The following is a 25,764-nucleotide window of genomic DNA, read 5'->3' as shown; positions in this document are numbered from 1 at the left end:
AGTGTACTCCGCCGTGGCGGTGGCTTCACGACCCGCCGGCGTTACCACGCCTCCGGGATGCGCCCCCCCAGCCGGGCGGTGATCTCGGCGGCGGTGTCGCGCACCAGCGCGCCCAGCTCCAGCAGGCGCGCCTCGGGGATGCGTGCCACCGGGCCGGAGACCGAGATGGCGGCGAGCGGGATGCCGTGCTCGTCGTGGATGCAGGCGGCCACGCAGTGCAGGCCGATGGCGTGCTCCTCGCGGTCGCAGGCGAAGCCCTGGCGGCGGATCTCGGCGAGCCCCTCGCGCAGCGACTCTGGGGTATGCAGTGTGTTCTCGGTGACCCGCGCCAGGCCCCGCTCGGCGAGGATGCGCTCGAGCTCGTCCTCGGGCAGCCAGGCCATCAGTGCCTTGCCCACGCCCGAGGCGTGCAGCGGCGCCCGGGAGCCGAGGCGAGTGATCATGCGCATCATCTGCGGCGACTCGCTCTGGGCCAGGAACACCGCGGTGCCGCCGTCGCGGATGCCGAGGTTGGCGGTCTCGCCGGTCTCGGCGGTGAGGCGGCGCAGGAAGGGGCGGCTGGTGCCCACGAAGTCGCGGGCCTCCAGGAAGCTGTTGCCGATGCGGAAGGTCTTGACGTCGATCTTCCAGACGCCGAGCTCGCCGTCCTGGGTGACGAAGCCCTGGCTCTGCAGCGCCTGCAGCAGGCGGTGGGTGGTCGAGGGGGCCAGGTCGGCCTGTTCGGCGAGCTCGGAGAGGGCCAGGCCGCCGGAGTGGCCGGCCAGGCGCTCCAGCAGGTTGAGGCCGCGCACCAGCGACTGGCTGTGGCCGCCGGTGGCCTTGCCGGACCCGGCGGGGCGTCCTGCCGTCCTGCGCTTGACTTCGCTCACCCTGTGACTCCTTCTGCCTTGGTTCGACGCCACAGGATACCCTGTCGCGGCGCGCCTGTCGCGTCTGCGGAAATGGCTTCCATTACGACCCTCGCGGGGCTCGGCGGTCCTTCCTCCTCAGCGGTCCTTCCATACGGGGCGGCGCTTCTCGATAAAGGCGTCGATGCCCTCGGCGACGTCCTCGGCCAGCATGTTGCCGGCCATCACCTCGCCGGCGAAGGCGTAGGCCTCGTCCAGCGGCATGCGCAGCTGGCGCTGGAACATCGCCTTGCCGGTGCGCACCGCCACCGCGCTCTTGGCGCAGAGGCTGGCGGCGAGCTCGGCCACCGCCTCGTCGAGGGCCTCGTCGTCGGCGACCCGGTTGACCAGCGCCCAGTCGCGGGCGGTCTCGGCGTCGATGAACTCCCCGGTGAGCAGCATCTCCATGGCGCGCTTGCGGGCCACGTTGCGCGACAGCGCCACCGCCGGGGTGGAGCAGAAGAGCCCGGCGTTGATGCCGGAGACGGCGAAGCGCGCCGAGCGGGCGGCCACCGCCAGGTCGCAGCTGGCCACCAGCTGGCAGCCGGCGGCGGTGGCGATGCCCTGGACCCGGGCGATCACCGGCACTGGCAGCTCGACGATGCGCTGCATCACGCCGGCACAGCGGGCGAAGAGCGTCTGGAAGTAGTCGCGGTCATCGTCGTGGGCGCGCATCTGCTTGAGGTCATGGCCGGCGCAGAAGGCGCGTCCCTCGGCGGCGAGCACCACGCAGCGCACCCCGCCGTCGTCGGCCAGGCTCGCGAGCTCGGCGCCCAGCGCCTCGAGCATCTCCTCGGAGAGCGCATTGAAGCTCGCCGGGCGGTTGAGGGTCAGAGTGGTGACGCCGTCGGCGTCATGGCGGCGCACCGCCGGGGTCGTCTCGCTCATGGGGGCTCCTCGCTGTTGTGCCGATGTCACAGCCTAGCGCGGCCGGGCCCCTGGGCGCACTGCGACCATGGAAGAGCTCGCCTGTCGTGGCCCCGAAACGACGACCGCCGCGTCGGGGACGCGGCGGTCGGGAGTGGCTGAAGCCGCAGCGGCGGCGATCAGTTTGCCTGGCTGCCCTCGGAGTAGAGCACCCGCACCTTGAGGGTGTGGGCGACATGGCGCAGGGCGTCCAGCGCCTGGGGGCCATAGGCCTTGTCGACGTCGATCACCACGTAGCCGACCTTCTCGTTGGTCTGCAGGTACTGGCCGGCGATGTTGATGCCGTTCTCGGAGAGTACCCGGTTGATCTCGGACATCACCCCCGGCACGTTCTCGTGGATGTGCAGCAGGCGGTGCTTGCCCGGGTGGGAAGGCAGCGCCACCTCGGGGAAGTTGACCGAGGTGACGGTGGTGCCGTTGTCGGAGTAGGTGGCGAGCTTCTCGGAGACCTCGATGCCGATGTTCTCCTGGGCCTCCAGGGTCGAGCCGCCGATGTGCGGGGTGAGGATGACGTTCTCCAGGCCGCGCAGCGGGCTCTCGAACTCCTCGTCGTTGCCTTTGGGCTCCACCGGGAAGACGTCCACCGCGGCACCGTTGAGGCGCCCCTCGCGGATCGCCTCGGCCAGGGGTTCGATCACCACCACGCTGCCACGGGAGGCATTGATCAGGATGGCGCCCGGCTTCATGCGCGCGATCTGTTCGGCGCCGATCATCCAGCGGGTGGAGGGGAGCTCCGGCACATGCAGGCTGACCACGTCCGCCTTGCCCAGCAGCTCGTCGAGGCTGCCCACCTGGCGGGCGTTGCCCATGCCCAGCTTGGCAATCACGTCGTAGTAGATGACGTCGAAGCCCAGTGACTCGGCCAGTACCGAGAGCTGCGAGCCGATGCTGCCGTAGCCGACGATCCCCAGGGTCTTGCCGCGCGCCTCGTGGGAGTTCTTGGCGCTCTTCAGCCAGCCGCCCTGGTGGGCGCGGGCGTTCTTCTCGGGGATGCCGCGCAGCAGCATGATCGCCTCGGCCAGCACCAGCTCGGCCACCGAGCGGGTGTTGGAGTAGGGGGCGTTGAACACCGGGATGCCGCGGGCGAGGGCGGCGTCGAGGTCGACCTGGTTGGTGCCGATGCAGAAGCAGCCCACGGCCACCAGTTTCTCGGCGGCGGCGAAGACGCGCTCGGTGAGCTGGGTGCGCGAGCGGATGCCGATGAAGTGGACGTCGCGGATCTTCTCGATCAGCGCGGCTTCATCCAGCGAGGTGGGCAGGTGCTCGATGTTCGAGTACCCGGCGTTGCGCAGATTGTCCACCGCGGTCTGGTGGATGCCCTCGAGCAGCAGGATCTTGATCTTGCTCTTGTCCAGGGACGTCTTGGCCATGGTCGAATCAACCCCTTCCGGCGCGTGCCGCATGCAGTGTCATGAACAGGTGAGAGGGCGCTATCTTAGCACAGGGGCCGGATGAATAAGGATGAAAATGCTGCGCTGCTCCCATGAGCCGGGTGCAAGTTGATGCCGCCACAGGGCCTGACCGACGGGGCAGACGACCCCCGGGGGGGAGCGTGTATACTGTCGCCCTTTGCATGACCTTTCCATGACGATCAGGGGGCGGTGAGACGCAGCATGGCAGAGCGCAACGAGCGGTCCCGGTCGGCCTCGGCCGACGAGGCCGCGCCGCGGGACTTCGCCGCCACCGTCGAGCGGCTCGAGGGCCTGGTGGCGCGGCTGGAGTCCGGCGAGCTGTCGCTGGAGGCGTCGCTGGCCGCCTTCGAGGAGGGGGTCAGGCTGACCCGCGATGCCCAGCGGCGCCTCGACGAGGCGGAACTCAAGGTGCGTACCCTGACCGGGGGCGCCGAGGGCGGCATCGAGCTCGAGCCCTTCGCGCCGCCGAGGGAGGGTGACGGTGAACGCTGACGCCCTGGCGGCCGCCCTGGCCGCGGATCGCGCCCGCGCCGATGCCCGCCTGGAGGCACTGTTCGGCGCGCGCGAGGCCCCCGCGCCGCGCCTCGAGGCCGCCATGCGCCACGGCGTGCTGGTGGGCGGCAAGCGCCTGCGCCCGCTGCTGGTGTATGCCGCCGGTCGCGCCCTGGGGGCCGACGATGCCCACCTCGACGCGCCGGCCGTGGCCATCGAGCTGATCCACGCCTACTCGCTGGTCCACGATGACCTGCCGGCCATGGACGACGACGACCTGCGCCGCGGCCAGCCTACCGTGCACCGCGCCTATGACGAGGCCACCGCGATACTGGCCGGCGACGCCCTGCAGTCGCTGGCCTTCGAGGTGATCGCCGCCAGCGCCCATCCGCGCCTGGCGGCGATGATCGTCACCCTGGCCGAGGCGGCGGGGCGCGACGGCATGGTGGCCGGCCAGGCGCTGGACCTCGCCGCCGTGGGTGGCCATCCCGACGTCGAGGCGCTGGCCACCATGCATGCCCACAAGACCGGGGCGCTGATCCGTGCCGCGGTGCGCCTCGGCGGGCTGGCCGCGGTGGCCGAGGAGGACCCGCGGCTGGCGGCCCTGGAGGCCTATGCCCGGGCCATCGGCCTGGCCTTCCAGATCCATGACGACGTGCTCGACGTGATCGGGGATACCGCCACCCTGGGCAAGGCCTCGGGGGCCGACGCCGCCCGCGACAAGCCCACCTACCCATCCCTGCTGGGGCTGGCGGGCGCCAGGCAGCGGGCCGCCGGACTGGTGGAGGAGGCCGTCGCCGCCCTGGCGCCGCTGGGTGAAGCCGGGCAGCCGCTGGCGGCGCTGGCCCGATACATGATCGAGCGTGACCACTGACACGACAGATGCCCTCATGAAGCTGTTCGATGACATTCCCGTCGAGCGTCCGGCCACGCCGCTGCTCGACACTCTGGACACCCCGGCCGCGCTGCGCGCCATGTCCACCACGCAGCTGGCGCAGGTGGCCGACGAGCTGCGCGCCTACCTGCTCTACAGCGTGGGCGTCTCCGGGGGGCACTTCGGGGCCGGCCTCGGCGTCGTCGAGCTCACCGTGGCCCTGCACCAGGCGTTGGAGACGCCCCACGATCGCCTGGTATGGGACGTGGGCCACCAGGCCTATCCCCACAAGATCCTCACCGGGCGCCGCGAGGCGATGCCCAACATCCGCCACTACGGCGGCCTGGCCGCCTTCCCGCGGCGCGCCGAGTCGGCGTACGACACCTTCGGAGTCGGCCACTCCAGCACCTCCATCTCGGCGGCGTTGGGCATGGCGCTGGCCGCCCGCAGCCGCGGCGAGCGGCGCCGCGTCTGCGCGGTGATCGGCGATGGCGCCCTGACCGCGGGCATGGCCTTCGAGGCCCTGGCCCACGCCGGCCACGTCGACGCTAATCTGCTGGTGGTGCTCAACGACAACGAGATGTCGATCTCCGAGAACGTCGGCGGCATCGCCAGCTACCTGGCGCGGATCCTGACCAGCAAGCCCTATACCACCATGCGCGAGGGCGGCAAGAAGGTGCTCTCGCACCTGCCGGGGGCGCTGGAACTGGCGCGGCGCACCGAGGAGCACATGAAGGGCATGGTCAGCCCGGCCACCCTCTTCGAGGAGATGGGCTTCAACTACATCGGCCCCATCGATGGCCATGACCTGCCGCTGCTGCTGCAGACCCTGCGCAACATGCGTGACCTGGAGGGGCCGCAGTTCCTCCACGTCAAGACCTGCAAGGGCAAGGGCTTCCTGCCCGCCGAGGCGGACCCCATCGGCTACCACGCCATCACCAAGCTGGAGAAGAACGGCGAGACTCCGCCGCCGCTCAGGCCTGCTCCCCCGCCGGAGAAGCCGCCCGCCGCGCCGAAGAAGAAGTACTGCAACGTCTTCGGCGACTGGCTGTGCGACATGGCCGCCGCCGACGCGCGCCTGATCGGCATCACCCCGGCGATGCGCGAGGGCTCCGACCTGGTGCGCTTCTCGCAGCAGTACCCGGAGCGCTACTTCGACGTGGCGATCGCCGAGCAGCACGCGGTGACCCTGGCCGCGGGCATGGCCTGCGAGGCCATGAAGCCTGTGGTGGCGATCTACTCCACCTTCCTGCAGCGCGGCTACGACCAGCTGATCCACGACGTGGCGGTGCAGGAGCTCGACGTCACCTTCGCCATCGACCGTGCCGGCCTGGTGGGCGAGGATGGCCCCACCCACCACGGCGCCCTGGACCTCAGCTACCTGCGCTGCGTGCCCGGCCTGGTGGTGCTGGCGCCCGCCGACGAGGCGGAGTGTCGCGCCATGCTCAGCGCCGCCTACCACCACCCCGGTCCCGCCGCGGTGCGCTACCCGCGCGGCACCGGCCCCGGGGCCGAGATCCCCGCCCACCTCGAGCCGCTGCCCATCGGCAAGGCCGAGCCGCGCCGCGAAAGCGGCGCCCGGGCCGGACGGCGCATCGCCCTGCTCGCCTTCGGCAGCCTCAACACGCCGGCGGCCGAGGTGGCGGAGCGGCTCGACGCCAGTCACCTCAACATGCGCTCTGTAAAGCCCCTGGATCGCGACGCCGTGCTGGCCGCCGCCGCCGACCACGATCTGCTGGTGACCCTGGAGGAGAACGTGGTGGCCGGCGGTGCCGGCGGCGCGGTGGGTGAGCTGCTGGCCGCCGAGGGCGTGACCGCGCCGCTGCTCCACCTGGGCCTGCCCGACGCCTTCGTCGAGCACGGCAAGCCCGCCGAGCTGCTGGCGGAGTGCGGCCTGGACGCCGACGGCATCGAGGCCGCCATCCGTTGGCGCCTGGTCGGCGACGCCGCGGCGGAGGAGACGCGCTGATGTGGATCGTGGTGCTGATCGGGGCGGGACTCGGCTGGCTGATCGGCGGGCCCCTGGGCGGGCTCGTCGGCGGCGGGCTCGGCTACTGGCTGGTCACCCGCCTGCGTCGCAGCCTGGTGGGCAAGCTGGCCGCCTCCCAGGCGCAGTTCCTTGAATCGACCTTCGCGGTGATGGGCTGCCTGTGCAAGGCGGATGGCCGGGTCAGCGAGGACGAGCTTGCCGCCTCGCGCGTGCTGTGGGACCGCCTGCGCCTCAACGAGGCCCAGCGCGCCCAGGCCCGCGCCGACTTCAACCGGGGCAAGGCGCCGGACTTCGACCTGGACGCGGAGCTGGCCAGGCTGCGCCCGCTGCTGGGGCCCCAGCCCGCCCTGCGCCAGGTCTTCCTGCAGGTGCAGCTGGCGGCGATCGCCGCCGACGGCCAGCTGCATCCCGCCGAGCGCGAGATGCTGATGCGGGTGGTACGCGGCCTGGGCTGCTCCGAGGCGGAGATCGCCCAGGTCGAGGCGATGCTGCACGGCGGCGCCGGGCAGGCTGCGGGGGGTGCCTCCGGGGGGCTCTCCCTGGCCGATGCCTATCGGGTGCTGGGGGTCGAGCAGGACGCCAGCGATGCCGAGGTCAAGCGCGCCTACCGACGGCTGATGAGCCAGAACCACCCCGACAAGCTGGCCGCCAAGGGGCTGCCCGAGAGCATGCGCGAGGTCGCCCGGGAGCGTACCAGCGAGATCGGCAACGCCTACGAGCGCATCCGCAAGGCACGGGCGGCCTGAGTCACTCCTTGCGCTCGATGTCCACGTCGCTGGCCTGGGTGAAGTCGCCCAGCGCCATCATGTGGCCGAGCTTGCCCGCCTTGGTGGAGAGATACTGCTCGTTGTGGGGGTTGAGGCCGGTGGTCAGCGGCACCCGTTCCACGACCGTGACGCCGGCCTGGGTCAGGGCGTCGACCTTGCGCGGGTTGTTGGTCATCAGGCGCAGTGCGGCGATGCCCAGGTGCTCGAGCATCGGCACGCAGAGGTCGTAGCGGCGCAGGTCGGCGGCGAAGCCCAGCCGTTCGTTGGCCTCCACGGTGTCGGCGCCCTGGTCCTGCAGGTGATAGGCGCGGATCTTGTTGAGCAGGCCGATGCCGCGCCCCTCCTGGCGCAGGTAGAGCAGCACCCCGCGCCCCTCCTCGGCGATGCGCTTGAGCGCCTCCTGCAGCTGGTAGCCGCAGTCGCAGCGCATCGAGAAGAGGGCGTCGCCGGTCAGACACTCCGAATGCACCCGCCCCAGCACCGGCTCGCCGTCGGCCACGTCGCCCAGGGTCAGGGCGATATGGTCCTTGCCGGTGGCCTCGTCCTCGAAGCCGTGCATGGTGAAGGTGGCCCAGGGAGTGGGCAGTCGGGAGGCGGCGATGAAGCGAATCGTCACGGGGTACCTCGGTAGCAGGCCGCGGGCGGTGCCGCAGGGTGGGCCGCCATTCTAGCAGGAAGCCGCCGGCGGCTCACGGGCGCAGCCGCCGGCCGTCCTGATCGGGTACAATGCCGGGCACATTTCCCGTGGATGACCGCCGCATGGAACTCAAGAACGATCGTTTTCTGCGCGCCCTGGCGCGCCAGCCGGTGGACCGCACCCCGGTGTGGATGATGCGCCAGGCCGGACGCTACCTGCCGGAGTACCGCGCCACCCGCGCCGAGGCCGGCAACTTCATGGACCTGTGTCGCAACCATGACCTGGCCTGCGAGGTGACGCTGCAGCCGCTGGAGCGCTATCCGCTGGACGCCGCGATCCTGTTCTCGGATATCCTCACCATCCCCGACGCCATGGGGCTGGGGCTCTACTTCGAGACCGGCGAGGGGCCCAAGTTCCGCAAGCCGGTGCGCACCGCCGAGGAGGTGGCGGCGCTGACTGCCCCCGACGCCGAGCGCGACCTCGACTACGTGATGCGCGCGGTCTCCACCATCCGCCGTGAGCTCAACGGCCGGGTGCCGCTGATCGGCTTCTCCGGCAGCCCCTGGACGCTCGCCACCTACATGGTGGAGGGCAGCTCCAGCAAGGACTTCCGCCACGTCAAGACCATGCTCTACGACACGCCCAGCGTGATGCATGACCTGCTCGACACCCTGGCCACGGCGGTGACCGACTACCTCAATGCCCAGATCCGCGCCGGCGCCCAGGCGGTGCAGATCTTCGACACCTGGGGCGGGGCGCTCTCCACGCCGGCCTACCTGGAGTTCTCGCTGCGCTACATGGAGCAGATCGTCGCCGGCCTGATCCGCGAGCACGAGGGGCGCCGCGTGCCGGTGATCCTGTTCACCAAGAACGGTGGCCAGTGGCTCGAGGACATCGCCCTGGCCGGGTCCGACGCCGTGGGCCTGGACTGGACCACCGAGCTCGCCTACGCGCGTGCCCGGGTGGGCCACAAGGTGGCGCTGCAGGGCAACCTCGACCCCAACGTGCTGTTCGCCCGCCCCGAGGCGATCCGCGCAGAGGTGGCACGCATCCTGGAGAGCTACGGCGAGGGGCCGGGCCACGTCTTCAACCTGGGCCACGGCATCAGCCAGTTCACCGACCCCGACCGGGTCACCGCCTTCATGGAGGCGCTGCACGACCTGAGCCCCGCCTACCACCGCAGCATCCCCCATGGCTGAAGGGGGCTGGCGAGGGGGCCTTCGCCGCCTGCACGACCGGCGCCGCCTGTGGGCGGCGCTGGCCGTCGTGGCGGCGCTGGTCATCGCCCTGGGCAGCCTGACCCCGGGGGAGGAGATGCCCAGCCGCCTGCCCTGGGACAAGCTCAGCCACTTCGTGGGCTATGCCGGCCTCGCCGGCCTGATCGGCCTGGCCGGCGTGCGCCCGCCGCTGGCCCTGCTGCTCGCCGCCGGTTACGGCGGCGTCATCGAGTTCGCCCAGCTGCCGGTGCCGGGACGCAGCGGCGGCGACTGGGCCGATATCCTGGCCAACGCCCTCGGCGCCGGGGCCGCCGTGCTGCTGCTGGCCGGCCTGCGTCGTCTCCTCTTCGGCGCCCAGGTCCTTCGGAGCTAGCGGCTTCGGAACCGGCGGCTCGACGCTAGAGGCGTGGGTCGCGGGGTGCCGCTGCCTCGCCAGCGTGAGCTGCCAGGTCCAGCGAGGGCTCCCGGCCACGCTGACGCAGCGGCTCGGCGGGGCGGGTCACCCGGGCGCGGCCGACCACCTCGTCCTCGCCGTCCAGCGGGCGTGCCTCGCTGGTCCAGGCGGCCTCGCGGTCGTGCACGGCGGGGCGTCGCTCCCAGGAGCGGGTGATCACCGGCCCGGCGCCGAGCTGGCCGGCAAGGTGGTGGGGCAGCAGCCACAGCTCGGCGACCAGCCGCAGCACCACCGCCGCCAGCAACCAGAGGCCCACCCCCAGCGCCACGTCGGGCCAGGCCGCCTGCCAGGTCGTGGCGGAGAGCCAGGGGGTGCGCGGGGCGAGCCACAGCGCCGCGCCGGCGGCGAGGCCGAGCTGCAGCAGCAGGTGGCAGGTGAGCAGGGTGCCGCGGGCGAGGGGGCGGCGGGGAAACAGGAACTGACGCATCGGGGTCCTCCCGGAGGCACATCGTGGTGATGAGACGGCCGACCTCCCTGCCGGCTTACCCGAATGCTACCCCAGTTGCGCCCAGGCTGCAGTTCCTGCCGTGTGCCCGCATCGGGTGGTTGACCGCCGTCATGGTGCTTGCCATGGTTGATCCAGAGGCGGCCGGCGCGGCGTCGGCCGTCGACCCACCGGTATCGAGGAGTGGCTATGACAACCTATATCGTGGTGGCGGATGCGGCGCGGGCGAGGATCTTCACCCGCGACGCGCTCAAGCTGGTCGAGCAGGACAGCCTGGTGCACGCGGCGAGCCGGCTGCACGAGGGCGACCTGGTGACGGATCGCGGGGCCGACGTGCACGAGTCGACCGCGACCTCGGCGCGCTCGGCCGGCGGCGAGAGCACGGCGCGGGCCCACGAGGAGCAGGTGTTCGCCAAGGAGGTGGCCGAGCGCCTCTACCGGGCGCGCACCGACAACAGCATGGAGAAGCTGATCCTGGTGGCGCCGGCACGCTTCCTCGGCCAGCTGCGCGACAAGCTCGACGGCCCCACCGCGAAGCTGGTGATCCACTCCCTGACCAAGGACCTCACCAAGGCGAGCCTCGAGGAGATCCAGGAGGCGGTCAGCGATATGCGCTGACCGCCAGGCCTGCCTGGCACCCATCGGGCCCGGTACCGCCGGGCCCGATGCCGTTGTGAGGAGCGGCTTCGCCTCAGGGCACCGGCGGCAGGTCGATCTGGTCGCTGCGGGTGACCCCCTCGGTCATCTGCCGGCACAGCTTGAGGAACTCGCGCATGCCGGTGGCGAGGTACTTGTGGCGGTGCCAGATAAAGGTGAACTGGCGACTCAGGTCCAGCTCCGGGGTGGAGATGGGCACCAGGCTGCCGCGGCGGAAGGCGTCGCGCAGGGCAAGCTTCGAGACGCAACCGATTCCCAGCCCCGACTCCACCGCCCGCTTAATGCCCTCGGTGTGCTCCAGCTCCAGCAGCACGTTGAAGCGCCCGCGCCGGTGGCGTGCCGCCTGCTCCAGGGTCAGGCGCGTGCCGGAGCCCTCCTCGCGCATGATCCACGCCTCGCGCAGCAGGCGGCCTAGCTCCACCGCGCCGGCGCCGGCCAGGGGGTGGCGCGGCGAGCAGAACACCACCAGTTCATCCTCCACCCAGGGCTGGGTGACCACGTCCTCCTCCTCGCACTGCCCCTCGATCAGCCCCAGGTCGAGGCGGTGGTGGCGCACGCTCTCGACGATCGCGCGGGTATTGCGCACCGCCAGGCGCACCCGGCTGCCCGGATAGCGCTGCATGAAGTCGCTGATCAGCAGGGTGGCCAGGTAGTTGCCGATGGTCAGGGTGGCGCCGACGTCCAGCACGCCGATGCCCTGCTGGCCGTGGAGCAGCTCCTCCACCTCCTCGGCGCGGTCGAGCAGCGCCACCGCCTTGGGCAGCAGCTGGAAGCCCAGGGCGTTGAGGCGCAGGCGCTTGCCGTGGCGATCGAGCAGCTGGCAGTCGAACTGGCGCTCCAGCTCGGCCAGGGCACTGCTGGCTGCGGACTGGGAGAGCGCCAGGGCGCGGGCGGCCCGCGACACGCTCTCGTGCTGGGCCACCGCCACGAAGACTTCCAGCTGGCGCAGGGTGAAGCGCATGGGTGGCTCTCCGATGACGTATATCAAGGTTATGGATAAAGGTTATCCATACAATCCATTTAACAGATAACGCCTCCTGGCTTAGAATTCAATGCAAATCTACAAGCCTGTTTTATTCTTTTAAAGCATATAAGTCTCTCCGCCAGGAGATCTTTCGCACTCAGAGGAGCCGGCATGAGCAAGTTCGCCCTGGAAGAGGTGCTCAGCGTCCACCACTGGAACGACACCCTGTTCAGCTTCCGCACCACCCGCGAGCGCAGCCTGCGCTTCAAGAACGGGCAGTTCGTGATGATCGGCCTGGAGGTGGGGGGCAAGCCGCTGATGCGTGCCTACTCCATCGCCAGTCCCAACTACGAGGACCACCTGGAGTTCTTCAGCATCAAGGTGCCCGACGGCCCCCTCACCTCGCGGCTGCAGCACCTCCAGGTGGGTGACCAGATCATGGTCAGTCGCAAGCCCACCGGCACCCTGGTCACCGACGACCTGCTGCCGGGGCGCAACCTCTACCTGCTCTCCACCGGCACGGGCCTGGCGCCCTTCATGAGCCTGATCCAGGATCCCGAGGTCTACGAGCGCTTCGAGAAGGTGGTGCTGGTACACGGCGTGCGCAACGTCAGCGAGCTGGCCTACGCCGACTTCATCCAGAAGGAGCTGCCGGCCCACGAGTACCTGGGCGAGGAGATCAGCGAGAAGCTGGTCTACTACCCCACGGTGACCCGCGAGGCGTTCCACACCATGGGTCGCCTGACCGACCATATCCGCAGCGGCAAGCTGGCCGAGGACACCGGCCTGCCGGCGCTGGACCCCAAGCAGGATCGTGCCATGATCTGCGGCAGCCCGGCGATGCTGGAGAGCACCAGCGAGCTGCTCGACGAGTTGGGCTTCAAGATCTCGCCGCGCATGGGCGAGCCGGGTGACTACGTGATCGAGCGGGCCTTCGTCGAGAAGTAAGCGTCGAGTTGCCAGCGCCGAGCCGCCAAGCGGTTCGGTGATGGGCGGCCGGCAGCGAGGCAGAAACGTGAAACCCCACCGGGCCGATCGCCTGGTGGGGTTTCTTGCGACTGGTCACTTGGGCTTAAGCTTCGCCAGGCCGCCTGGCCGCTTAGACCGCGTCCTTGCCGGTCTCGCCGGTGCGGATGCGGATCACCTGCTCCAGCGGGGTCACGAAGATCTTGCCGTCGCCGATCTTGCCGGTGTTGGCGACGCTGGTGATGGCGTCGATCACCTTCTCCGCCATATCGTCGTCCACGGCGACCTCGAGCTTCACCTTGGGCAGGAAGTCCACCACGTACTCGGCGCCGCGATAGAGCTCGGTATGGCCCTTCTGGCGGCCGAAGCCCTTGACCTCGGTCACGGTGATGCCCTGGACGCCGATCTCCGAGAGGGACTCCCTGACGTCGTCGAGCTTGAAGGGCTTGATGATGGCGGTCACCAGTTTCATGGTCGGTTCCTCGTGATGCGTGGGCGGACGTGCCGCCGCCGATAGGGCGGATGTCCTACAGGATACACCTCGCCGGCGGGGAAGAAAAAAGGCCCCCTTGCGGGGGCCGGATGGTGTCGATGGGGTAGGGAGCCGCGGCGGCTTACTTGCCGGAGCCGCTGAACTCCGGGTAGGCCTCCTGGCCACACTCCACCAGGTCGACGCCCTCGTACTCCTCCTCCTCGCTGACGCGGATGCCCATGATCGCCTTGAGGATGCCCCAGACCACCAGGCTGGCCAGGAAGACCCAGGCGAAGATGCCGACGATGCCGAGCAGCTGGGCGCCGAAGGTGGCGTCGCCGTTGTTCAGCGGCACCGCCAGCAGGCCCCAGATGCCGACCACGCCGTGCACCGAGATGGCGCCCACCGGGTCGTCGATCTTCAGCTTGTCCAGGGCGACGATGGCGGCCACCACGATGGCCCCGCCCACGGCGCCGATCAGTGCCGCGCTCAGTGCCGAGGGCGAGAGCGGGTCGGCGGTGATCGCCACCAGGCCGGCCAGGGCGCCGTTGAGGGTCATGGTCAGGTCGGCCTTGCGGAACCACAGCTTGGCGACCACCAGGGCGGCGATCACCCCGCCGGCGGCGGCGGCGTTGGTGTTGACCAGCACCTGGGCCATGTTGTTGGCGGAGGCGACGTCGGAGACCTTCAGTTCGGAGCCGCCGTTGAAGCCGAACCAGCCCATCCACAGGATGAAGGTGCCGAGGGTGGCCAGCGGCAGGTTGGCACCGGGGATGGCGTAGATGCTGCCGTCCTTGCCGTACTTGCCCTTGCGCGGGCCGAGGACCAGCACGCCGGCGAGGGCAGCGGCCGCACCGGCCATGTGCACGATGCCGGAGCCGGCGTAGTCGGAGAAGCCGGCCGCGGAGAGCCAGCCACCGCCCCAGGTCCAGTAGCCGGAGACCGGGTAGATCAGGCCGGTCATCACCACCGCGAAGGCTAGGAAGGCCCACAGCTTCATGCGCTCGGCCACCGCCCCGGAGACGATGGACATGGCGGTCGCCACGAACACCACCTGGAAGAAGTAGTCGGCGCGCATGGAGTAGTAGGGGGCCTCGTCGCCGCCGGCCAGCACGGCGTCGATGCCGTTCTCGCTGCCCAGCAGCACGCCGAGGTTGGGCAGGATGCCGCCCTCGGGGCTCGAGTACATCAGGTAGTAGCCCACCAGCAGGTACATGGTGCAGGCGATAGCGAACAGCGCCACGTTCTTGGTGAGGATCTCGGCGGTGTTCTTGGCGCGCACCAGGCCCGCCTCGAGCATGGCGAAGCCGGCGGCCATCCACATCACCAGCACGCCGCAGATCAGGAAGTAGAAGGTATCGAGCGCATAGCTCAGTTCGGTCAGTTCACTCATGGTGGATTCTCCAGTCGGGGAAGCGGCAGTCGGTCATGGCTCAGACGGCATCGGCGCCGCGCTCGCCGGTGCGGATGCGGATCACGTCCTCCAGCGGCGTGACGAAGACCTTGCCGTCGCCGATCTTGCCGCTGCCGGCGGCCTCGCAGATGGCGTCGAGCACGCTCTCAAGGCGGCCGTCGTCCACGGCGATCTCGATCTTGACCTTGGGCAGGAAGTCGACGACGTACTCGGCGCCGCGGTAGAGCTCGGTATGGCCCTTCTGGCGGCCGAAGCCCTTGACCTCGGTGACGGTGATGCCCTGCACGCCGTTGTCGGCCAGCGCCTCGCGGACGTCGTCCAGCTTGAAGGGCTTGATGATGGCGGTGATCAGCTTCATGTCCTGTCTCCTCGTGGGGATGGGAGGCAACCCGATGGGGCGGCTGCACTGGCCGATGCGCAGGGCGTGCCAGCGGGAAATAACCTTTTTACTTATCAATGGGTTACGCAACTTGTCTCCGGAGGGCGTGAGGGCATCCGCATGGCGAGGGCGGCGCGATGCACCGTCCTGGTGCGCCGGCCATGGCGCCGATGCGCCGCGACGGGGCAGGCGCGGTGAGCAGGAGGGCATGCGTCGTGGCCACGGCCCGCGTATCCTGTAGGCATTCATCGACCAACAGGAGATGCGTCATGGTGACCCACGACAGGATCGGCCGCCTGGCCCAGCAGATCGGCGAGCGCCTGCAGGGTGCCTCCCAGGCCCCTGAGGAGATCCAGAAGGGCGTCCAGCAGGTGGTGAAGGGCGCCTTCGACCGCCTGGAGCTGGTCTCGCGGGAGGACTTCGACATCCTCATGGACGTGCTGCAGCGCACCCGCTCGCGGGTGGAGTCGCTGGAGAAGCAGGTCGCCGCCCTAGAGGCGCTGGTGGAGGCCCAGGCCGGCGGCAGCGCCGCGGCGGCCGAGGCCCCGGCGACGCGCGCTGAGGAGCACGCTGAGCAGGAGGGCGCCCCGCGCAAGGATGGCGACGCCGCCTCCTGAGGCCGTGCCGGGCGACCCGCCGCGCCCTGGACTAGCCTGAGAGCAGTCCTGTCGCGAGGGAATGCCCATGACGCTGGCGATCGTGCATACCCGGGCCGGGCTCGGCCTGGAGGCACCCGAGGTGCAGGTGGAGGTGCACCTCTCCAACGGCCTGCCCAGCATGACGCTGGTCGGGCTGCCCGAGACGGCGGTTAAGGAGAGCCGCGAGCGGGTGCGCAGCGCCCTGGTCAATGCCGGCTTCGAGTACCCGCTGCGCCGCATCACCCTCAACCTGGCGCCCGCCGACCTGCCCAAGGAGGGCGGACGCTTCGACCTGCCCATCGCCCTGGGGCTGCTGCTCGCCTCCGGCCAGCTGCCCCCCGACTGCCTGGCGCAGACCGAGAGCGTCGGCGAGCTGGCGCTGGACGGCGCCCTGCGCCCCGTGGAGGGTGTGCTGCCGCTGGCCCTGGCCGCGCGGCGCGCCGGCCGCGGGCTGATCGTGCCGCGGGCCAACGCCGACGAGGCGGCCCTGGCCGGCGAGCTCGAGGTGCTGCCCGCCGACCACCTGCTGGAGGTGGTCGCCCACCTGCTGGGCCAGACCCCCATCGCCCCCCACCGGCTAACGCGCCCGCCCGAGGCCACCCAGCCGCTGCCTGACCTCGCCGAGGTGCGCGGCCAGTTCCAGGCCCGTCGGGCGCTGGAGGTGGCCGCCGCCGGCGCCCACAACCTGCTCTTCGCCGGTCCGCCCGGCACCGGCAAGACCATGCTGGCCAGTCGCCTGCCCGGCATCCTGCCGCCGCTCACCGACGACGAGGCGCTGGAGGTGGCGGCGGTACGCTCGGTCAGCGGCCTGCCGCTGCGCGCCGAGTGGGGGCGGCGTCCCTTCCGCGCCCCGCACCATACCGCCAGCGCGGTGGCCCTGGTGGGCGGTGGCGCGCGACCGCGCCCAGGCGAGATCTCCCTGGCCCACCACGGGGTGCTGTTCCTCGACGAGCTGCCGGAGTTCCCGCGCCATGTGCTGGAGGTGATGCGCGAGCCCATGGAGTCGGGACGCATCCATATCGCCCGGGCCAGCCACGAGCGCCGTTATCCGGCGCGCTTCATGCTTGTCGCCGCCATGAACCCCTGCCCCTGCGGCCATCTGGGCGATCCGCGCCAGGCCTGCCACTGCACCGCGGCGCAGATTCAGCGCTACCAGGCCAGGCTCTCCGGGCCGCTGCTCGACCGCATCGACCTGCAGGTGGAGGTGCCGGCGCTGCCGCCGGAGCAGCTCACCGGCAGCCAGCCCGGGGAGAGCTCCGCGGCGGTGCGCGAGCGGGTGCTGGCCGCCCGCGAGCGCCAGCTGGCGCGAGGCGCCCTCAACGCCCACCTGGCCGGGCGCGAGCTGGAGGCGGCCTGCGGCCTCTCGGCGGCGGATCGCGCCTGGCTGGCCCAGGTGCTGGAGCGGCTCAAGCTCTCGGCGCGGGCCTACCATCGGGTGCTGCGGGTGGCGCTGACCCTGGCCGACCTCGCCGGCGCGGTGCGCCCCGAGCGCGAGCAGTTGATCGAGGCGGTGGGCTATCGCCAGCTCGATCGACTGCTCAAGGGGTGAGGCCGAGAAGTGAGGCGTGAGGGGAACTAGAGTGCCGTGGCGTCCAGGGCGCCCTGCAGGCTCTCCTCCCACAGGGCCCGCTCCTCGCCGGGGCGGCGCAGGGTCAGCGTCAGGCGGTAGGGCAATAGCTCGCGGTCGGAGAGCGACAGGCGCGGGCCGTCGGCCACCAGGCGGCTCTCCAGCCGCCACTGGTTGTCGCCCCCCGCGCTCAGGCCATCGCCCCAGTCGAGCACCTGGGGGCCGTCGCCTACCGCCAGCAGGGCGCGCACCAGGCTCTCGCGGAAACGCGCCTCGCCGATGCCGAGCCCGGCGTTGACCTCGGGGTTGGCCAGCAGCAGGACCTGGTCGCCTGCCGGCCGTGGCAGGGTGGGGGCCGCCATCACCCGCTCGGCGGCGCGCTCGCCCAGGTTGAAGAGCGCCTGGCGCACGGGATCAGGGCGCTCCGGGCTGCCGGCGCAGCCGGCGAGCAGGACCAGCGAGGCCAGGGCCAGCAGGCCGGCGAGACGGGGGTGTGGGCGCTTCATGGTGAGGTCTTCTCCACGGCGGCGCGGGGCGCCAGGGCATCGATGAAGCGGTCCAGGCTGTCGAACAGCGCCTGGCGGATGGGCTCCGCCTCGTTGACCAGGTGGTGGCGCGCCTCGGGGTGGAGGTGCACCTCGGCATGAGGGAATTTCTCGCGCAGCACCTCCAGGTTCCACTCCCAGTCCACGGTCAGGTCCTGTTCGCCCTGCAGGATCAGGGTCGGCACGGGGTTGGGGGGCAGCGCCAGCAGCCGGGGCATCCAGCGGCGCATGGCGCTGACCCAGTCCACCGCCACGCGGTCGGCCTGAAGCGGGTCGCGCTCGCGCAGGAAGGCGGCGAATTCGGCATCCGTGGAGTTGTCGCGGAACTTGCGCGGGATGGAGCGCAGGAAGGGACCCGCCAGCAGGTGCAGCCAGCTCGACTGGCGCCAGCCCCAGGGTCGCACCAGCGGTGCCAGCAGCGCCAGCCCGGCCCAGTGGCCCTCCGCGCCGCGGGTCAGGGCGTCGGTGGCGAGTATCGCCGCGCCGGTGCTCTGGCCGATGCCCAGCCAGGGGTGCGGGGCCAGCTCCTCCTCCTCGAGGTGGCGCTGCAGGGCGTGGAGACAGCCGGCGTAGTCGTCGAAGTCGTCGATGGAGGCTCGCGGCCCGCTGGAGAGGCCGTGGCCGGGCAGGTCCCAGAGCACCACCCGCCAGCCTCTCTCCAGCAGGTGCTCGAGCAGGTGGCGGTAGAGGCCCAGGTGGTCGAAGTAGCCATGCACCACGAAGGCGGTGCCGATGGGCGCGGCGGGGCTCCACACCGAGGCCCACAGGCGGAAGGCACCGGCCTCCAGGAAGCCCAGGTGCAGCCCCACGTGCTCGGCGAGCAGGGGGGCCAGGCCATAGTGTCCCAGGTAGCGTTCCAGGTGGTCGCCGGCGGGCAGCTCCTCGGCGCGGTCGATCCGCCTGAAGGGGCCCAGGGCCTGTAGGGGGGTGAAGTCGCTCATCGCATCCTCCGTGCTGCTGCCTCATGCTAGCCCCAAGCGCGACCCGGCACCATGCTCGGCGTGCGGGATCCCGGCGGACGTCTTATCTTTTGGTCGAGTCCCGGTGCCGCCAGGTCCGTTCCGGCTTTACATGTGGAACAATTTTCCACAAACTTGACCCCACGCAGTCACCCAACCCCTGTTGTCGGCAGTCCGGTGTGCACCCGCCGCCTGCCCCGTTCGAGGAGATCCACCATGACCCAACGTGTCACGCGTCACCGCCTGCAGGTGGCCGCCGAGCTGGACCGTTTCATCACCGAACAGGCGCTGCCGGGCACCGGCATCGAGGCCGAGGCCTTCTGGGCCGGTGTCGATGCCCTCTTCCATGATCTGACTCCCAGGAACCGCGAACTGCTCGCCGAGCGCGACCGCCTGCAGGAGAAGCTCGACACCTGGCACCGCGAGAACCCGGGCCCGGTGCGCGACATGCCCGCCTACCGCGCCTTCCTCGAGGAGATCGGCTACCTGGCCGAGGCGCCGGAGACGGTGAAGGTCACCACCGCCAACGTGGATCGCGAGATCGCCGTCCAGGCCGGCCCCCAGCTGGTGGTGCCGGTCAACAACGCCCGCTACGCGCTGAACGCCGCCAACGCCCGTTGGGGCAGCCTCTACGATGCCCTCTACGGCACCGACGCCATCTCCGAGGAGGACGGCGCCGAGAAGGGCGAGAGCTTCAACCCCAAGCGCGGCGAGAAGGTCATCGCCTATGCCCGCGGCGTGCTGGACCGCGCCGCGCCGCTGGCCACCGGCTCCCACCGCGACGCCGTCAAGTACGCGCTGCGTGACGGCCACCTGGTGGTCACCCTGGAGGGCGGCCGCGAGACCGGCCTCAAGGACGCCGGCAAGCTGGTGGGCTTCAACGGCCCCGCCGAGAGCCCCGAGGCGATCCTGCTCGCCAACCACGGCCTGCACCTGGAGATCCAGATCGACCCGAGCCACCCGATCGGCAAGACCGACCCGGCCGGCGTCAAGGACGTGGTGGTCGAGGCGGCGGTGACCACCATCATGGACTGCGAGGACTCCGTGGCCGCGGTGGACGCCGAGGACAAGGTGGGCGTCTACGCCAGCTGGCTGGGCCTGATGAAGGGCGACCTGACCGAAGAGGTGGAGAAGGGCGGCAAGACCTTCACCCGTCGCCTCAACGCCGACCGCACCTGGCAGAACAGCGACGGCGGCAGCGTCACCCTGCCGGGCCGCTCGCTGATGTTCGTGCGCAACGTCGGCCACCTGATGACCACCCCGGCGGTGCTCGACGCCGAGGGCAACGAGCTGCCCGAGGGCATCCTCGACGGCATCGTCACCAGCCTGATCGCCCTGCATGACCTGAAGAAGGGCGAGGGCGAGGCGCGCAACTCCCGCGAGGGCTCGGTCTACATCGTCAAGCCCAAGATGCACGGGCCGAAGGAGGTCGCCTTCTCCAACGAGCTGTTCGGCCGCATCGAGGACCTGCTGGGCATGGACCGCGATACCCTCAAGATGGGCATCATGGACGAGGAGCGGCGCACCACGGTCAACCTCAAGGCGTGCATCGGCCAGGCGAGCTCGCGGGTGGTGTTCATCAACACCGGCTTCCTCGACCGCACCGGCGACGAGATGCACACCGCCATGGAGGCGGGCCCGATGATCCGCAAGGGCGACATGAAGGGCGCCGCCTGGATCCAGGCCTACGAGAAGAACAACGTCCAGGTCGGCCTGGCCTGTGGCCTGCGCGGCCGCGCCCAGATCGGCAAGGGCATGTGGGCCATGCCGGACCTGATGGCCGGCATGCTCGAGCAGAAGATCGGCCACCCCAAGGCGGGCGCCAACACCGCCTGGGTGCCCTCGCCCACCGCCGCCACCCTGCACGCCCTGCACTACCACCAGGTGGACGTCGCCGCCATCCAGCGCGAGCTGGAAGGGCAGGGCGAGCCGGATCTCCTGGATGACCTGCTCACCGTGCCGGTGGCCGAGAGCGCCGACTGGAGTGATGAAGAGATCCAGCAGGAGCTCGACAACAACTGCCAGGGCATCCTCGGCTACGTGGTGCGCTGGGTCGAGCACGGCGTGGGCTGCTCCAAGGTGCCGGACATCCATGACGTGGGCCTGATGGAGGACCGTGCCACACTGCGGATCTCCAGCCAGCACATCGCCAACTGGCTGCACCACGGCGTGGTCGACGCCGCCCGCGTCCAGGAGACCCTGCAGCGCATGGCCAAGGTGGTCGACCAGCAGAACGCCGATGACCCCGCTTATACGCCGATGAGTGCGAACTTCGAGGGCTCCAGCGCCTTCCAGGCCGCCAGCGACCTGATCTTCAAGGGCCGCGTGCAGCCCGCCGGCTACACCGAGCCGCTGCTGCACCACTGGCGCGCCGTGCACAAGGCGAAGTAAGGAAAACAACGAAAGTCGTCGCAGAGCGCCCCCGCGGTTATACCGCGGGGGCGCCTTCGTTGGCGGGCTCGACCTTCGGGCACTGTCGGCGTCGGGGCCGGTCGGCTAAGGTGGGGCTTTCCTACGCCACAGCAGGGAGGCCCGCCATGCCCGTGATGACCGCCGCCGCCATCGAGGACTTCCTCGACGAGGTGTTTCCCCAGCGCTTCGGCACCATCGAGGCCGTCGATCATATGAAGGCCACCATGAGCCTGGCCATCGACGACGAGCACCTGCGCCCCGGCGCCAGCGTCTCGGGCCCCACCCTGATGGGACTGGCCGACGTCTGCCTCTACGTGGCGATCCTCGGCGAGATCGGTCCCGAGCCCATGGCGGTCACCAGTGACCTGCACTGCCGCTTCCTGCGCCGCCCTCGCGGCGACCGCGACATCATCGCCACCGCCCGCATCCTCAAGCTGGGCCGCCGCCTGGCGGTGGGCGAGGTGCAGCTGTTCTCCGCCGGGCAGGAGGAGCCGGTGGCCCTGGTCACCGCCACCTACGCCCTGCCCGACCGCGACGACTGAGGTGTCTCAGCGGGCGCGCAGGATGGCTCCCGCCAGGGCCAGCCAGCCGCCGATCATCAGCACCCCGCCCACGGGGGTGACCATCCCCAGCCCCGTGGCGCCGCTGAGCGCCATGGCGTAGAGCGAGCCTGCGAAGAGCGCCATGCCGGCCGCCCACAGCGCCATGGCCAGCCGCTGGCCGGCCAGCGGGTGCGATGCCCGCCAGGCCAGCACCGCCAGCAGCGCCAGGGTGTGCCACGCCTGGTAACGCACCCCGGTCTCGAAGGCCGCCGCGAGCCTCGGGGCCAGTTGCCCCTCCAGGGCGTGGGCGCCGAAGGCGCCGGCGATCACCACCACGGCGCCGGAGAGCGCCGCCCCCAGCCACCATCCCCTGTCCTGCATCTCGATCTCCTCATGTCGGCGGGAATCGGTCGCTACCGTACCCCGGGCCGGCCTTAGCGGCTACAATACGCGCCCCCGGTTGATCCACGCCAAGAAGAGTTGCCCCGCGCCATGACCGACCCGCGACACGACGACAAGACCACCGGCCCCGAGGGCCCGGACGCCCCGCTCCACCGCCGCGGCATCAAGAGCTATGTGCTGCGCGCCGGGCGCATGACCCAGGCCCAGACCCGTGGGCTCGAGGAGGTGTGGCCGCGCCTGGGGCTGAGCCTGGCCGACGGTCGCCAGGATCTCGCCGCCCTGTTCGGCCGCGAGGCCCCGCGGGTGGTGGAGATCGGCTTCGGCATGGGCGCCTCGCTGGTGGAGCAGGCCGAGACCCACCCCGACACCGACTTCATCGGCATCGAGGTGCATGCCCCCGGCGTGGGCAAGCTGCTCGACGAGGCCGACAAGCGCGGCCTCACCAACCTGCGCGTCTACCGCGAGGACGCCCTGCGGGTGCTCGAGGAGTGCCTGCCCGAGGCGAGCCTCGACACCGTGCAGCTCTTCTTCCCCGACCCCTGGCCCAAGAAGAAGCACCACAAGCGGCGCATCGTGCAGCCCGCCTTCGTCGAGCTGGTGCGCACGCGGCTCAAGGTCGGCGGCACCTTCCACCTGGCCACCGACTGGGAGGCCTACGCCGAGTGGATGGCCGAGGTGATGGATGCCGCCCCCGGTTACGCCAACACCGCCGGGCCCGAGACCACCCCCTATGTGCCGCGCCCGGCGTTCCGTCCGCTGACCAAGTTCGAGGCCCGCGGCGAGAAGCTCGGCCATGGCGTCTGGGACCTGATCTACCGTCGCCTCGGCTAGATCGCGACCGCTTCACGGCCTCTCCGCTGTCAAATGAAAAAGGGTCATGTTCGCCGCCGGCTTGCACCAGATATGGGGCTTGCCGGCGGGAAATGGACTATATATGGTAGGCGAGCCGCGGGTGAACACAGGGCCTGGCACCGGCATGATGCATGTCAGTGCAGCCCCGGGAGCACCGCCCTAGGATGAACGGTTCGGCGGCCCTGGCCGCATGGTTACCCTCAGGAGAGCTGTCATGTCCCTGCCGTTGTTGCCTGACCCGTTATCGTCCCTGCCGCGTCCTCCCGCGCCCGTCCGCCTGATTCGCGCCCTCGATCCGCGCGTGCCGGTCGGCCTCAAGCGCCGCCTGGTGGAACCGCTGCTCAACCGCACCTTCGCCGAGCCCCTGGCCGAAGGGGAGTTCGACGCCCTGGAGGGGCGCCGCATCACCCTGGCCATCGAGGACATCGGCATGGCGCTGACCCTCACCCTGGAGGGGGAGCGCCTGGCGGTGTGCACCGAGCCCGGCGAGGCCACCATTCGCGGCGGTTGGCGGGAGTTCCTCTGCCTGGCCACCCGCCGCGAGGATCCCGACGCGCTGTTCTTCCAGCGCCGGCTGCTGATCGAGGGCGACACCGAACTGGGGCTGATGGTAAAGAACCTGCTCGACGGTCGCGAGGAGGGGCTGGCCCAGGGCCCCTTCGGCGAACTGCTGGTCCGCCTGGAACGGCTGGCCAACCGAACGAGCTGACTTTTTCGATTAACGCACTTCTTCCGGAGCCATCCGAATGAGCACTTCCACCAAGGCAGTGAAGTCATCCAACGAGGTGCCCCTGCAGGGGCCGTCCCGCGACATCTGGGACGCCAAGTACCGCCTCAAGGACCGTCACGGCAAGCCCGTGGACCAGGACGTGGCCGCCACCTGGGACCGCGTGGCCCGGGCGCTGGCCGCGGTGGAAGGCAAGCAGGCCGACGCATGGCTGCCGAAGTTCCGCTGGGCGCTGGAGAACGGTGCCATCCCCGCCGGGCGCATCATGTCCAACGCCGGCGCCGAGGCCTACAAGCCGGCGGTGAGCCTGATCAACTGCACGGTGTCGCGCACCATCCGTGACTCCATGCACGATATCCTCGATTCCGTGGTGGACGCCGGCATGACCCTCAAGGCGGGCTGCGGCATCGGCTACGACTTCTCCACCCTGCGCCACAAGGGCGCCTTCGTGTTCGGCGCCGGTGCCGGCACCAACGGCCCGCTGGCGTTCATGGATATCTACGACAAGATGTGCTTCACGGTAGCCTCGGCGGGCGGCCGCCGCGGCGCCCAGATGGGCACCTTCGACGTCGGCCACCCCGATGTGCGCCAGTTCATCGAGGCCAAGCGCGAGGCGGGCCGCCTGCGCCAGTTCAACCTCAGCCTGCTGATCACCGACGAGTTCATGGAGGCGGTCAGGAACGACACCGACTGGCCGCTGGCCTTCCCGCTGCATCCGGGCGAGAAGGATGACGTCGAGCAGAGCGAGCTGATCTACCGCGACTGGCCGGTGGTGGAGGAGGGCTACACCGTCGACGCCGAGGGCCGCGTGGCCTGCCGCATCGTCGAGGTGATCAAGGCCCGCGAGCTGTGGGACACCATCATGCGCTCCACCTACGACTACGCCGAGCCGGGCTTCATCCTGATCGACCAGGTCAACCGGATGAACAACAACTGGTTCTGCGAGGACATCCGCGCCACCAACCCCTGCGGCGAGCAGCCGCTGCCCCCCGAGGGCGCCTGCCTGCTGGGCTCGGTGAACCTGACCCGCTTCGTCATCGACCCCTTCGGCAAGAAGCCGCGCTTCGACTGGGAGCGCTACCGCCAGGTGGTGGCGATCTTCACCCGCATGCTCGACAACGTGGTGGAGATCAGCGGCCTGCCGCTGGAGGGCCAGCGCCGCGAGATCGAGGCCAAGCGCCGCCACGGCATGGGTTTCCTGGGCCTGGGCTCCACCCTGACCATGCTCAAGATCCCCTACGGTTCGCCGGAGTCGCTGGCCTTCACCGAGGAGGTGAGCCGCAACCTGGCCATCGAGGGCTGGAAGCAGGCCCTCGAGCTCTCCCGCGAGAAGGGCATGGCCCCGGCGCTGGCCGAGGACTACGAGATCACCCCGAAGATGCTGCGCGAGCGCCCGGAGCTCAAGAAGGACGGCTACGAGATCGGCGACAAGGTGCCGGGCCGCATCCTGCATGCGCGCTACAGCCGCTACATGCAGAAGGTCGCCGAGGTGGAGCCGGAGCTGGTCGCACAGCTCGCCGAGCATGGTGCGCGCTTCACCCACCACAGCTCCATCGCGCCCACCGGCACCATCTCGCTGTCGCTGGGCAACAACGCCTCCAACGGCATCGAGCCGTCGTTCTCGCACCGCTACTTCCGTAACGTGATCCAGTCGGGCAAGAAGACCAAGGAGCAGGTCGAGGTGGTCTCCTTCGAGCTGGCGGCCTATCGCCACTTCATCGCCGCCGATGCCGTGGAGAGCGACCTGCCGGACTACTTCATCACCGCCGATGCGGTGAGCCCCAAGCAGCACGTGGCGGTGCAGGCCGCCGCCCAGGCCTGGGTCGACTCGGCGATCTCCAAGACGGTGAACGTGCCCACCGAGTTCCCCTTCGAGGAGTTCAAGGACCTCTACCTGGACGCCTATGCCAGCAAGCTCAAGGGCTGCACCACCTTCCGCTTCAACCCGGAGGCCTTCCAGGGCGTGCTGGTGCGCGAGGACGACCTCAAGAACACCACCTACGTGTTCGAACTGGAGAACGGCGAGAGCGTGGAGCTCAAGGGTGACGAGAAGGTCATCTACGACGGCGAAGAGCACAACGCGGCGAACCTCTATGACGCGCTGAAGGAAGGCACCTATGGCAAGTGGTAAGCCGAACCTGTCTGCTGCCGAGCGCCAACTGACAA

At 70.3% G+C, this 25,764-nt stretch carries 27 protein-coding genes; 15 read left to right on the top strand and 12 right to left on the bottom strand.

The window, feature by feature from the left end; genetic code table 11:
• Positions 1-41: 41 nt before the first annotated feature.
• The 3 genes from BLP95_RS04840 to serA all read right to left on the bottom strand — a co-directional run bounded on the left by BLP95_RS04840 (position 42) and on the right by serA (position 3,184).
• Positions 42-869, bottom strand: a complete 828-nt coding sequence (locus BLP95_RS04840; RefSeq protein WP_089677284.1) for an IclR family transcriptional regulator domain-containing protein — start codon at positions 867-869, stop codon at positions 42-44.
• A gap of 117 nt (positions 870-986) precedes the next feature.
• Positions 987-1,775, bottom strand: coding sequence for an enoyl-CoA hydratase (locus tag BLP95_RS04835; protein WP_089677283.1), 789 nt, complete (start codon positions 1,773-1,775; stop codon positions 987-989).
• Positions 1,776-1,933: 158 nt separating this feature from the next.
• Positions 1,934-3,184 carry a phosphoglycerate dehydrogenase gene (gene serA, locus BLP95_RS04830; RefSeq protein WP_089677282.1) on the bottom strand — a complete coding sequence of 417 codons (1,251 nt, stop codon included), beginning with the start codon at positions 3,182-3,184 and terminating at the stop codon, positions 1,934-1,936.
• 243 nt (positions 3,185-3,427) lie between these two features.
• Here serA and xseB point away from each other — a divergent pair, with 243 nt between their 5' ends.
• The 4 genes from xseB to djlA are packed head-to-tail and all read left to right on the top strand — an operon-like array spanning position 3,428 to position 7,328.
• Complete coding sequence (gene xseB, locus BLP95_RS04825; protein WP_089677281.1) at positions 3,428-3,718, top strand: exodeoxyribonuclease VII small subunit; 291 nt, start codon at positions 3,428-3,430, stop codon at positions 3,716-3,718.
• Positions 3,708-4,592, top strand: a complete 885-nt coding sequence (locus tag BLP95_RS04820; RefSeq protein ID WP_089677280.1) for a farnesyl diphosphate synthase — start codon at positions 3,708-3,710, stop codon at positions 4,590-4,592. The genes xseB and BLP95_RS04820 overlap by 11 nt, the downstream gene beginning before the upstream one ends.
• Before the next feature lie 16 nt (positions 4,593-4,608).
• Positions 4,609-6,561: a 1-deoxy-D-xylulose-5-phosphate synthase gene (dxs, locus tag BLP95_RS04815; protein ID WP_089677279.1), complete on the top strand. Its 1,953-nt coding sequence runs from the start codon at positions 4,609-4,611 to the stop codon at positions 6,559-6,561.
• The gene (djlA, locus tag BLP95_RS04810) at positions 6,561-7,328 is read left to right on the top strand and encodes a co-chaperone DjlA (RefSeq protein WP_023004269.1); all 768 of its coding nucleotides are present in this window, start codon (positions 6,561-6,563) and stop codon (positions 7,326-7,328) included. Before dxs ends, djlA begins: the two co-directional genes overlap by 1 nt.
• 1 nt (position 7,329) lies before the next feature.
• Here the strand turns inward: djlA and ribA are convergent, their stop codons facing one another.
• Positions 7,330-7,965 carry a GTP cyclohydrolase II gene (ribA, locus tag BLP95_RS04805; RefSeq protein ID WP_089677278.1) on the bottom strand — a complete coding sequence of 212 codons (636 nt, stop codon included), beginning with the start codon at positions 7,963-7,965 and terminating at the stop codon, positions 7,330-7,332.
• 143 nt (positions 7,966-8,108) lie between these two features.
• On the opposite strand from ribA, the gene hemE reads away from it, so the two are divergent.
• Both hemE and BLP95_RS04795 read left to right on the top strand, forming a co-directional pair.
• Positions 8,109-9,185: a uroporphyrinogen decarboxylase gene (hemE, locus tag BLP95_RS04800; RefSeq protein WP_089677277.1), complete on the top strand. Its 1,077-nt coding sequence runs from the start codon at positions 8,109-8,111 to the stop codon at positions 9,183-9,185.
• Entirely contained in the window at positions 9,178-9,576 is a 399-nt protein-coding gene (locus tag BLP95_RS04795; RefSeq protein WP_089677276.1) for a VanZ family protein, read from the top strand. The genes hemE and BLP95_RS04795 overlap by 8 nt, the downstream gene beginning before the upstream one ends.
• 25 nt (positions 9,577-9,601) lie before the next feature.
• Here the strand turns inward: BLP95_RS04795 and BLP95_RS04790 are convergent, their stop codons facing one another.
• Positions 9,602-10,084 carry a hypothetical protein gene (locus BLP95_RS04790; RefSeq protein ID WP_089677275.1) on the bottom strand — a complete coding sequence of 161 codons (483 nt, stop codon included), beginning with the start codon at positions 10,082-10,084 and terminating at the stop codon, positions 9,602-9,604.
• Between the two features lie 207 nt (positions 10,085-10,291).
• Between BLP95_RS04790 and BLP95_RS04785 the strand changes: the two genes are divergently transcribed.
• The gene (locus BLP95_RS04785; RefSeq protein WP_089677274.1) at positions 10,292-10,720 is read left to right on the top strand and encodes a host attachment protein; all 429 of its coding nucleotides are present in this window, start codon (positions 10,292-10,294) and stop codon (positions 10,718-10,720) included.
• Positions 10,721-10,793: 73 nt separating this feature from the next.
• On the opposite strand, the gene BLP95_RS04780 is transcribed toward BLP95_RS04785, so the two are convergent.
• Positions 10,794-11,720: a LysR family transcriptional regulator gene (locus tag BLP95_RS04780; protein ID WP_089677273.1), complete on the bottom strand. Its 927-nt coding sequence runs from the start codon at positions 11,718-11,720 to the stop codon at positions 10,794-10,796.
• Positions 11,721-11,894: 174 nt separating this feature from the next.
• On the opposite strand from BLP95_RS04780, the gene BLP95_RS04775 reads away from it, so the two are divergent.
• A complete protein-coding gene (locus BLP95_RS04775; protein WP_089677272.1) occupies positions 11,895-12,671 on the top strand; it encodes a ferredoxin--NADP reductase in 777 nt (258 codons plus the stop codon).
• A 151-nt stretch (positions 12,672-12,822) separates the two neighbouring features.
• Here BLP95_RS04775 and glnK read toward each other — a convergent pair whose 3' ends face one another.
• The 3 genes from glnK to BLP95_RS04760 all read right to left on the bottom strand — a co-directional run bounded on the left by glnK (position 12,823) and on the right by BLP95_RS04760 (position 14,933).
• Entirely contained in the window at positions 12,823-13,161 is a 339-nt protein-coding gene (glnK, locus tag BLP95_RS04770) for a P-II family nitrogen regulator (protein ID WP_089677271.1), read from the bottom strand.
• Between the two features lie 142 nt (positions 13,162-13,303).
• Entirely contained in the window at positions 13,304-14,554 is a 1,251-nt protein-coding gene (locus BLP95_RS04765) for an ammonium transporter (protein ID WP_089677270.1), read from the bottom strand.
• 40 nt (positions 14,555-14,594) lie between these two features.
• Positions 14,595-14,933, bottom strand: a complete 339-nt coding sequence (locus BLP95_RS04760; RefSeq protein ID WP_023004279.1) for a P-II family nitrogen regulator — start codon at positions 14,931-14,933, stop codon at positions 14,595-14,597.
• A gap of 290 nt (positions 14,934-15,223) precedes the next feature.
• Here BLP95_RS04760 and BLP95_RS04755 point away from each other — a divergent pair, with 290 nt between their 5' ends.
• Together BLP95_RS04755 and BLP95_RS04750 are read left to right on the top strand one after the other, a co-directional pair.
• Complete coding sequence (locus tag BLP95_RS04755) at positions 15,224-15,571, top strand: accessory factor UbiK family protein (RefSeq protein WP_089677269.1); 348 nt, start codon at positions 15,224-15,226, stop codon at positions 15,569-15,571.
• A 67-nt stretch (positions 15,572-15,638) separates the two neighbouring features.
• Complete coding sequence (locus tag BLP95_RS04750) at positions 15,639-17,141, top strand: YifB family Mg chelatase-like AAA ATPase (RefSeq protein WP_089677268.1); 1,503 nt, start codon at positions 15,639-15,641, stop codon at positions 17,139-17,141.
• A gap of 26 nt (positions 17,142-17,167) precedes the next feature.
• Here BLP95_RS04750 and BLP95_RS04745 read toward each other — a convergent pair whose 3' ends face one another.
• Positions 17,168-17,665, bottom strand: a complete 498-nt coding sequence (locus BLP95_RS04745; protein ID WP_089677267.1) for a hypothetical protein — start codon at positions 17,663-17,665, stop codon at positions 17,168-17,170.
• Positions 17,662-18,645 carry an alpha/beta hydrolase gene (locus tag BLP95_RS04740; RefSeq protein ID WP_089677266.1) on the bottom strand — a complete coding sequence of 328 codons (984 nt, stop codon included), beginning with the start codon at positions 18,643-18,645 and terminating at the stop codon, positions 17,662-17,664. The genes BLP95_RS04745 and BLP95_RS04740 overlap by 4 nt, the downstream gene beginning before the upstream one ends.
• A 234-nt stretch (positions 18,646-18,879) precedes the next feature.
• On the opposite strand from BLP95_RS04740, the gene BLP95_RS04735 reads away from it, so the two are divergent.
• Together BLP95_RS04735 and BLP95_RS04730 are read left to right on the top strand one after the other, a co-directional pair.
• The gene (locus BLP95_RS04735) at positions 18,880-21,054 is read left to right on the top strand and encodes a malate synthase G (RefSeq protein WP_089677265.1); all 2,175 of its coding nucleotides are present in this window, start codon (positions 18,880-18,882) and stop codon (positions 21,052-21,054) included.
• 146 nt (positions 21,055-21,200) lie between these two features.
• Complete coding sequence (locus BLP95_RS04730) at positions 21,201-21,617, top strand: PaaI family thioesterase (protein WP_089677264.1); 417 nt, start codon at positions 21,201-21,203, stop codon at positions 21,615-21,617.
• Positions 21,618-21,623: 6 nt separating this feature from the next.
• Here BLP95_RS04730 and BLP95_RS04725 read toward each other — a convergent pair whose 3' ends face one another.
• Complete coding sequence (locus BLP95_RS04725) at positions 21,624-21,998, bottom strand: DUF423 domain-containing protein (RefSeq protein WP_089677263.1); 375 nt, start codon at positions 21,996-21,998, stop codon at positions 21,624-21,626.
• A gap of 111 nt (positions 21,999-22,109) precedes the next feature.
• Here BLP95_RS04725 and trmB point away from each other — a divergent pair, with 111 nt between their 5' ends.
• The 3 genes from trmB to BLP95_RS04710 all read left to right on the top strand — a co-directional run bounded on the left by trmB (position 22,110) and on the right by BLP95_RS04710 (position 25,729).
• Positions 22,110-22,850 (top strand): tRNA (guanosine(46)-N7)-methyltransferase TrmB, encoded by a 741-nt coding sequence (trmB, locus tag BLP95_RS04720; RefSeq protein WP_089677262.1) that lies wholly within the window; start codon positions 22,110-22,112, stop codon positions 22,848-22,850.
• A gap of 322 nt (positions 22,851-23,172) precedes the next feature.
• Positions 23,173-23,580, top strand: coding sequence for a ubiquinone anaerobic biosynthesis accessory factor UbiT (gene ubiT / locus BLP95_RS04715; RefSeq protein WP_245678680.1), 408 nt, complete (start codon positions 23,173-23,175; stop codon positions 23,578-23,580).
• A 37-nt stretch (positions 23,581-23,617) separates the two neighbouring features.
• Positions 23,618-25,729 carry an adenosylcobalamin-dependent ribonucleoside-diphosphate reductase gene (locus BLP95_RS04710; RefSeq protein ID WP_089677260.1) on the top strand — a complete coding sequence of 704 codons (2,112 nt, stop codon included), beginning with the start codon at positions 23,618-23,620 and terminating at the stop codon, positions 25,727-25,729.
• Positions 25,730-25,764: the final 35 nt, after the last annotated feature.

The sequence above is a fragment of the Halomonas shengliensis genome (genome assembly GCF_900104135.1).
Classification (GTDB): domain Bacteria; phylum Pseudomonadota; class Gammaproteobacteria; order Pseudomonadales; family Halomonadaceae; genus Halomonas; species Halomonas shengliensis.
The sequence above is the reverse complement of the archived record's forward strand: the minus strand, read 5'-3'. Positions and strand labels throughout refer to the sequence as shown.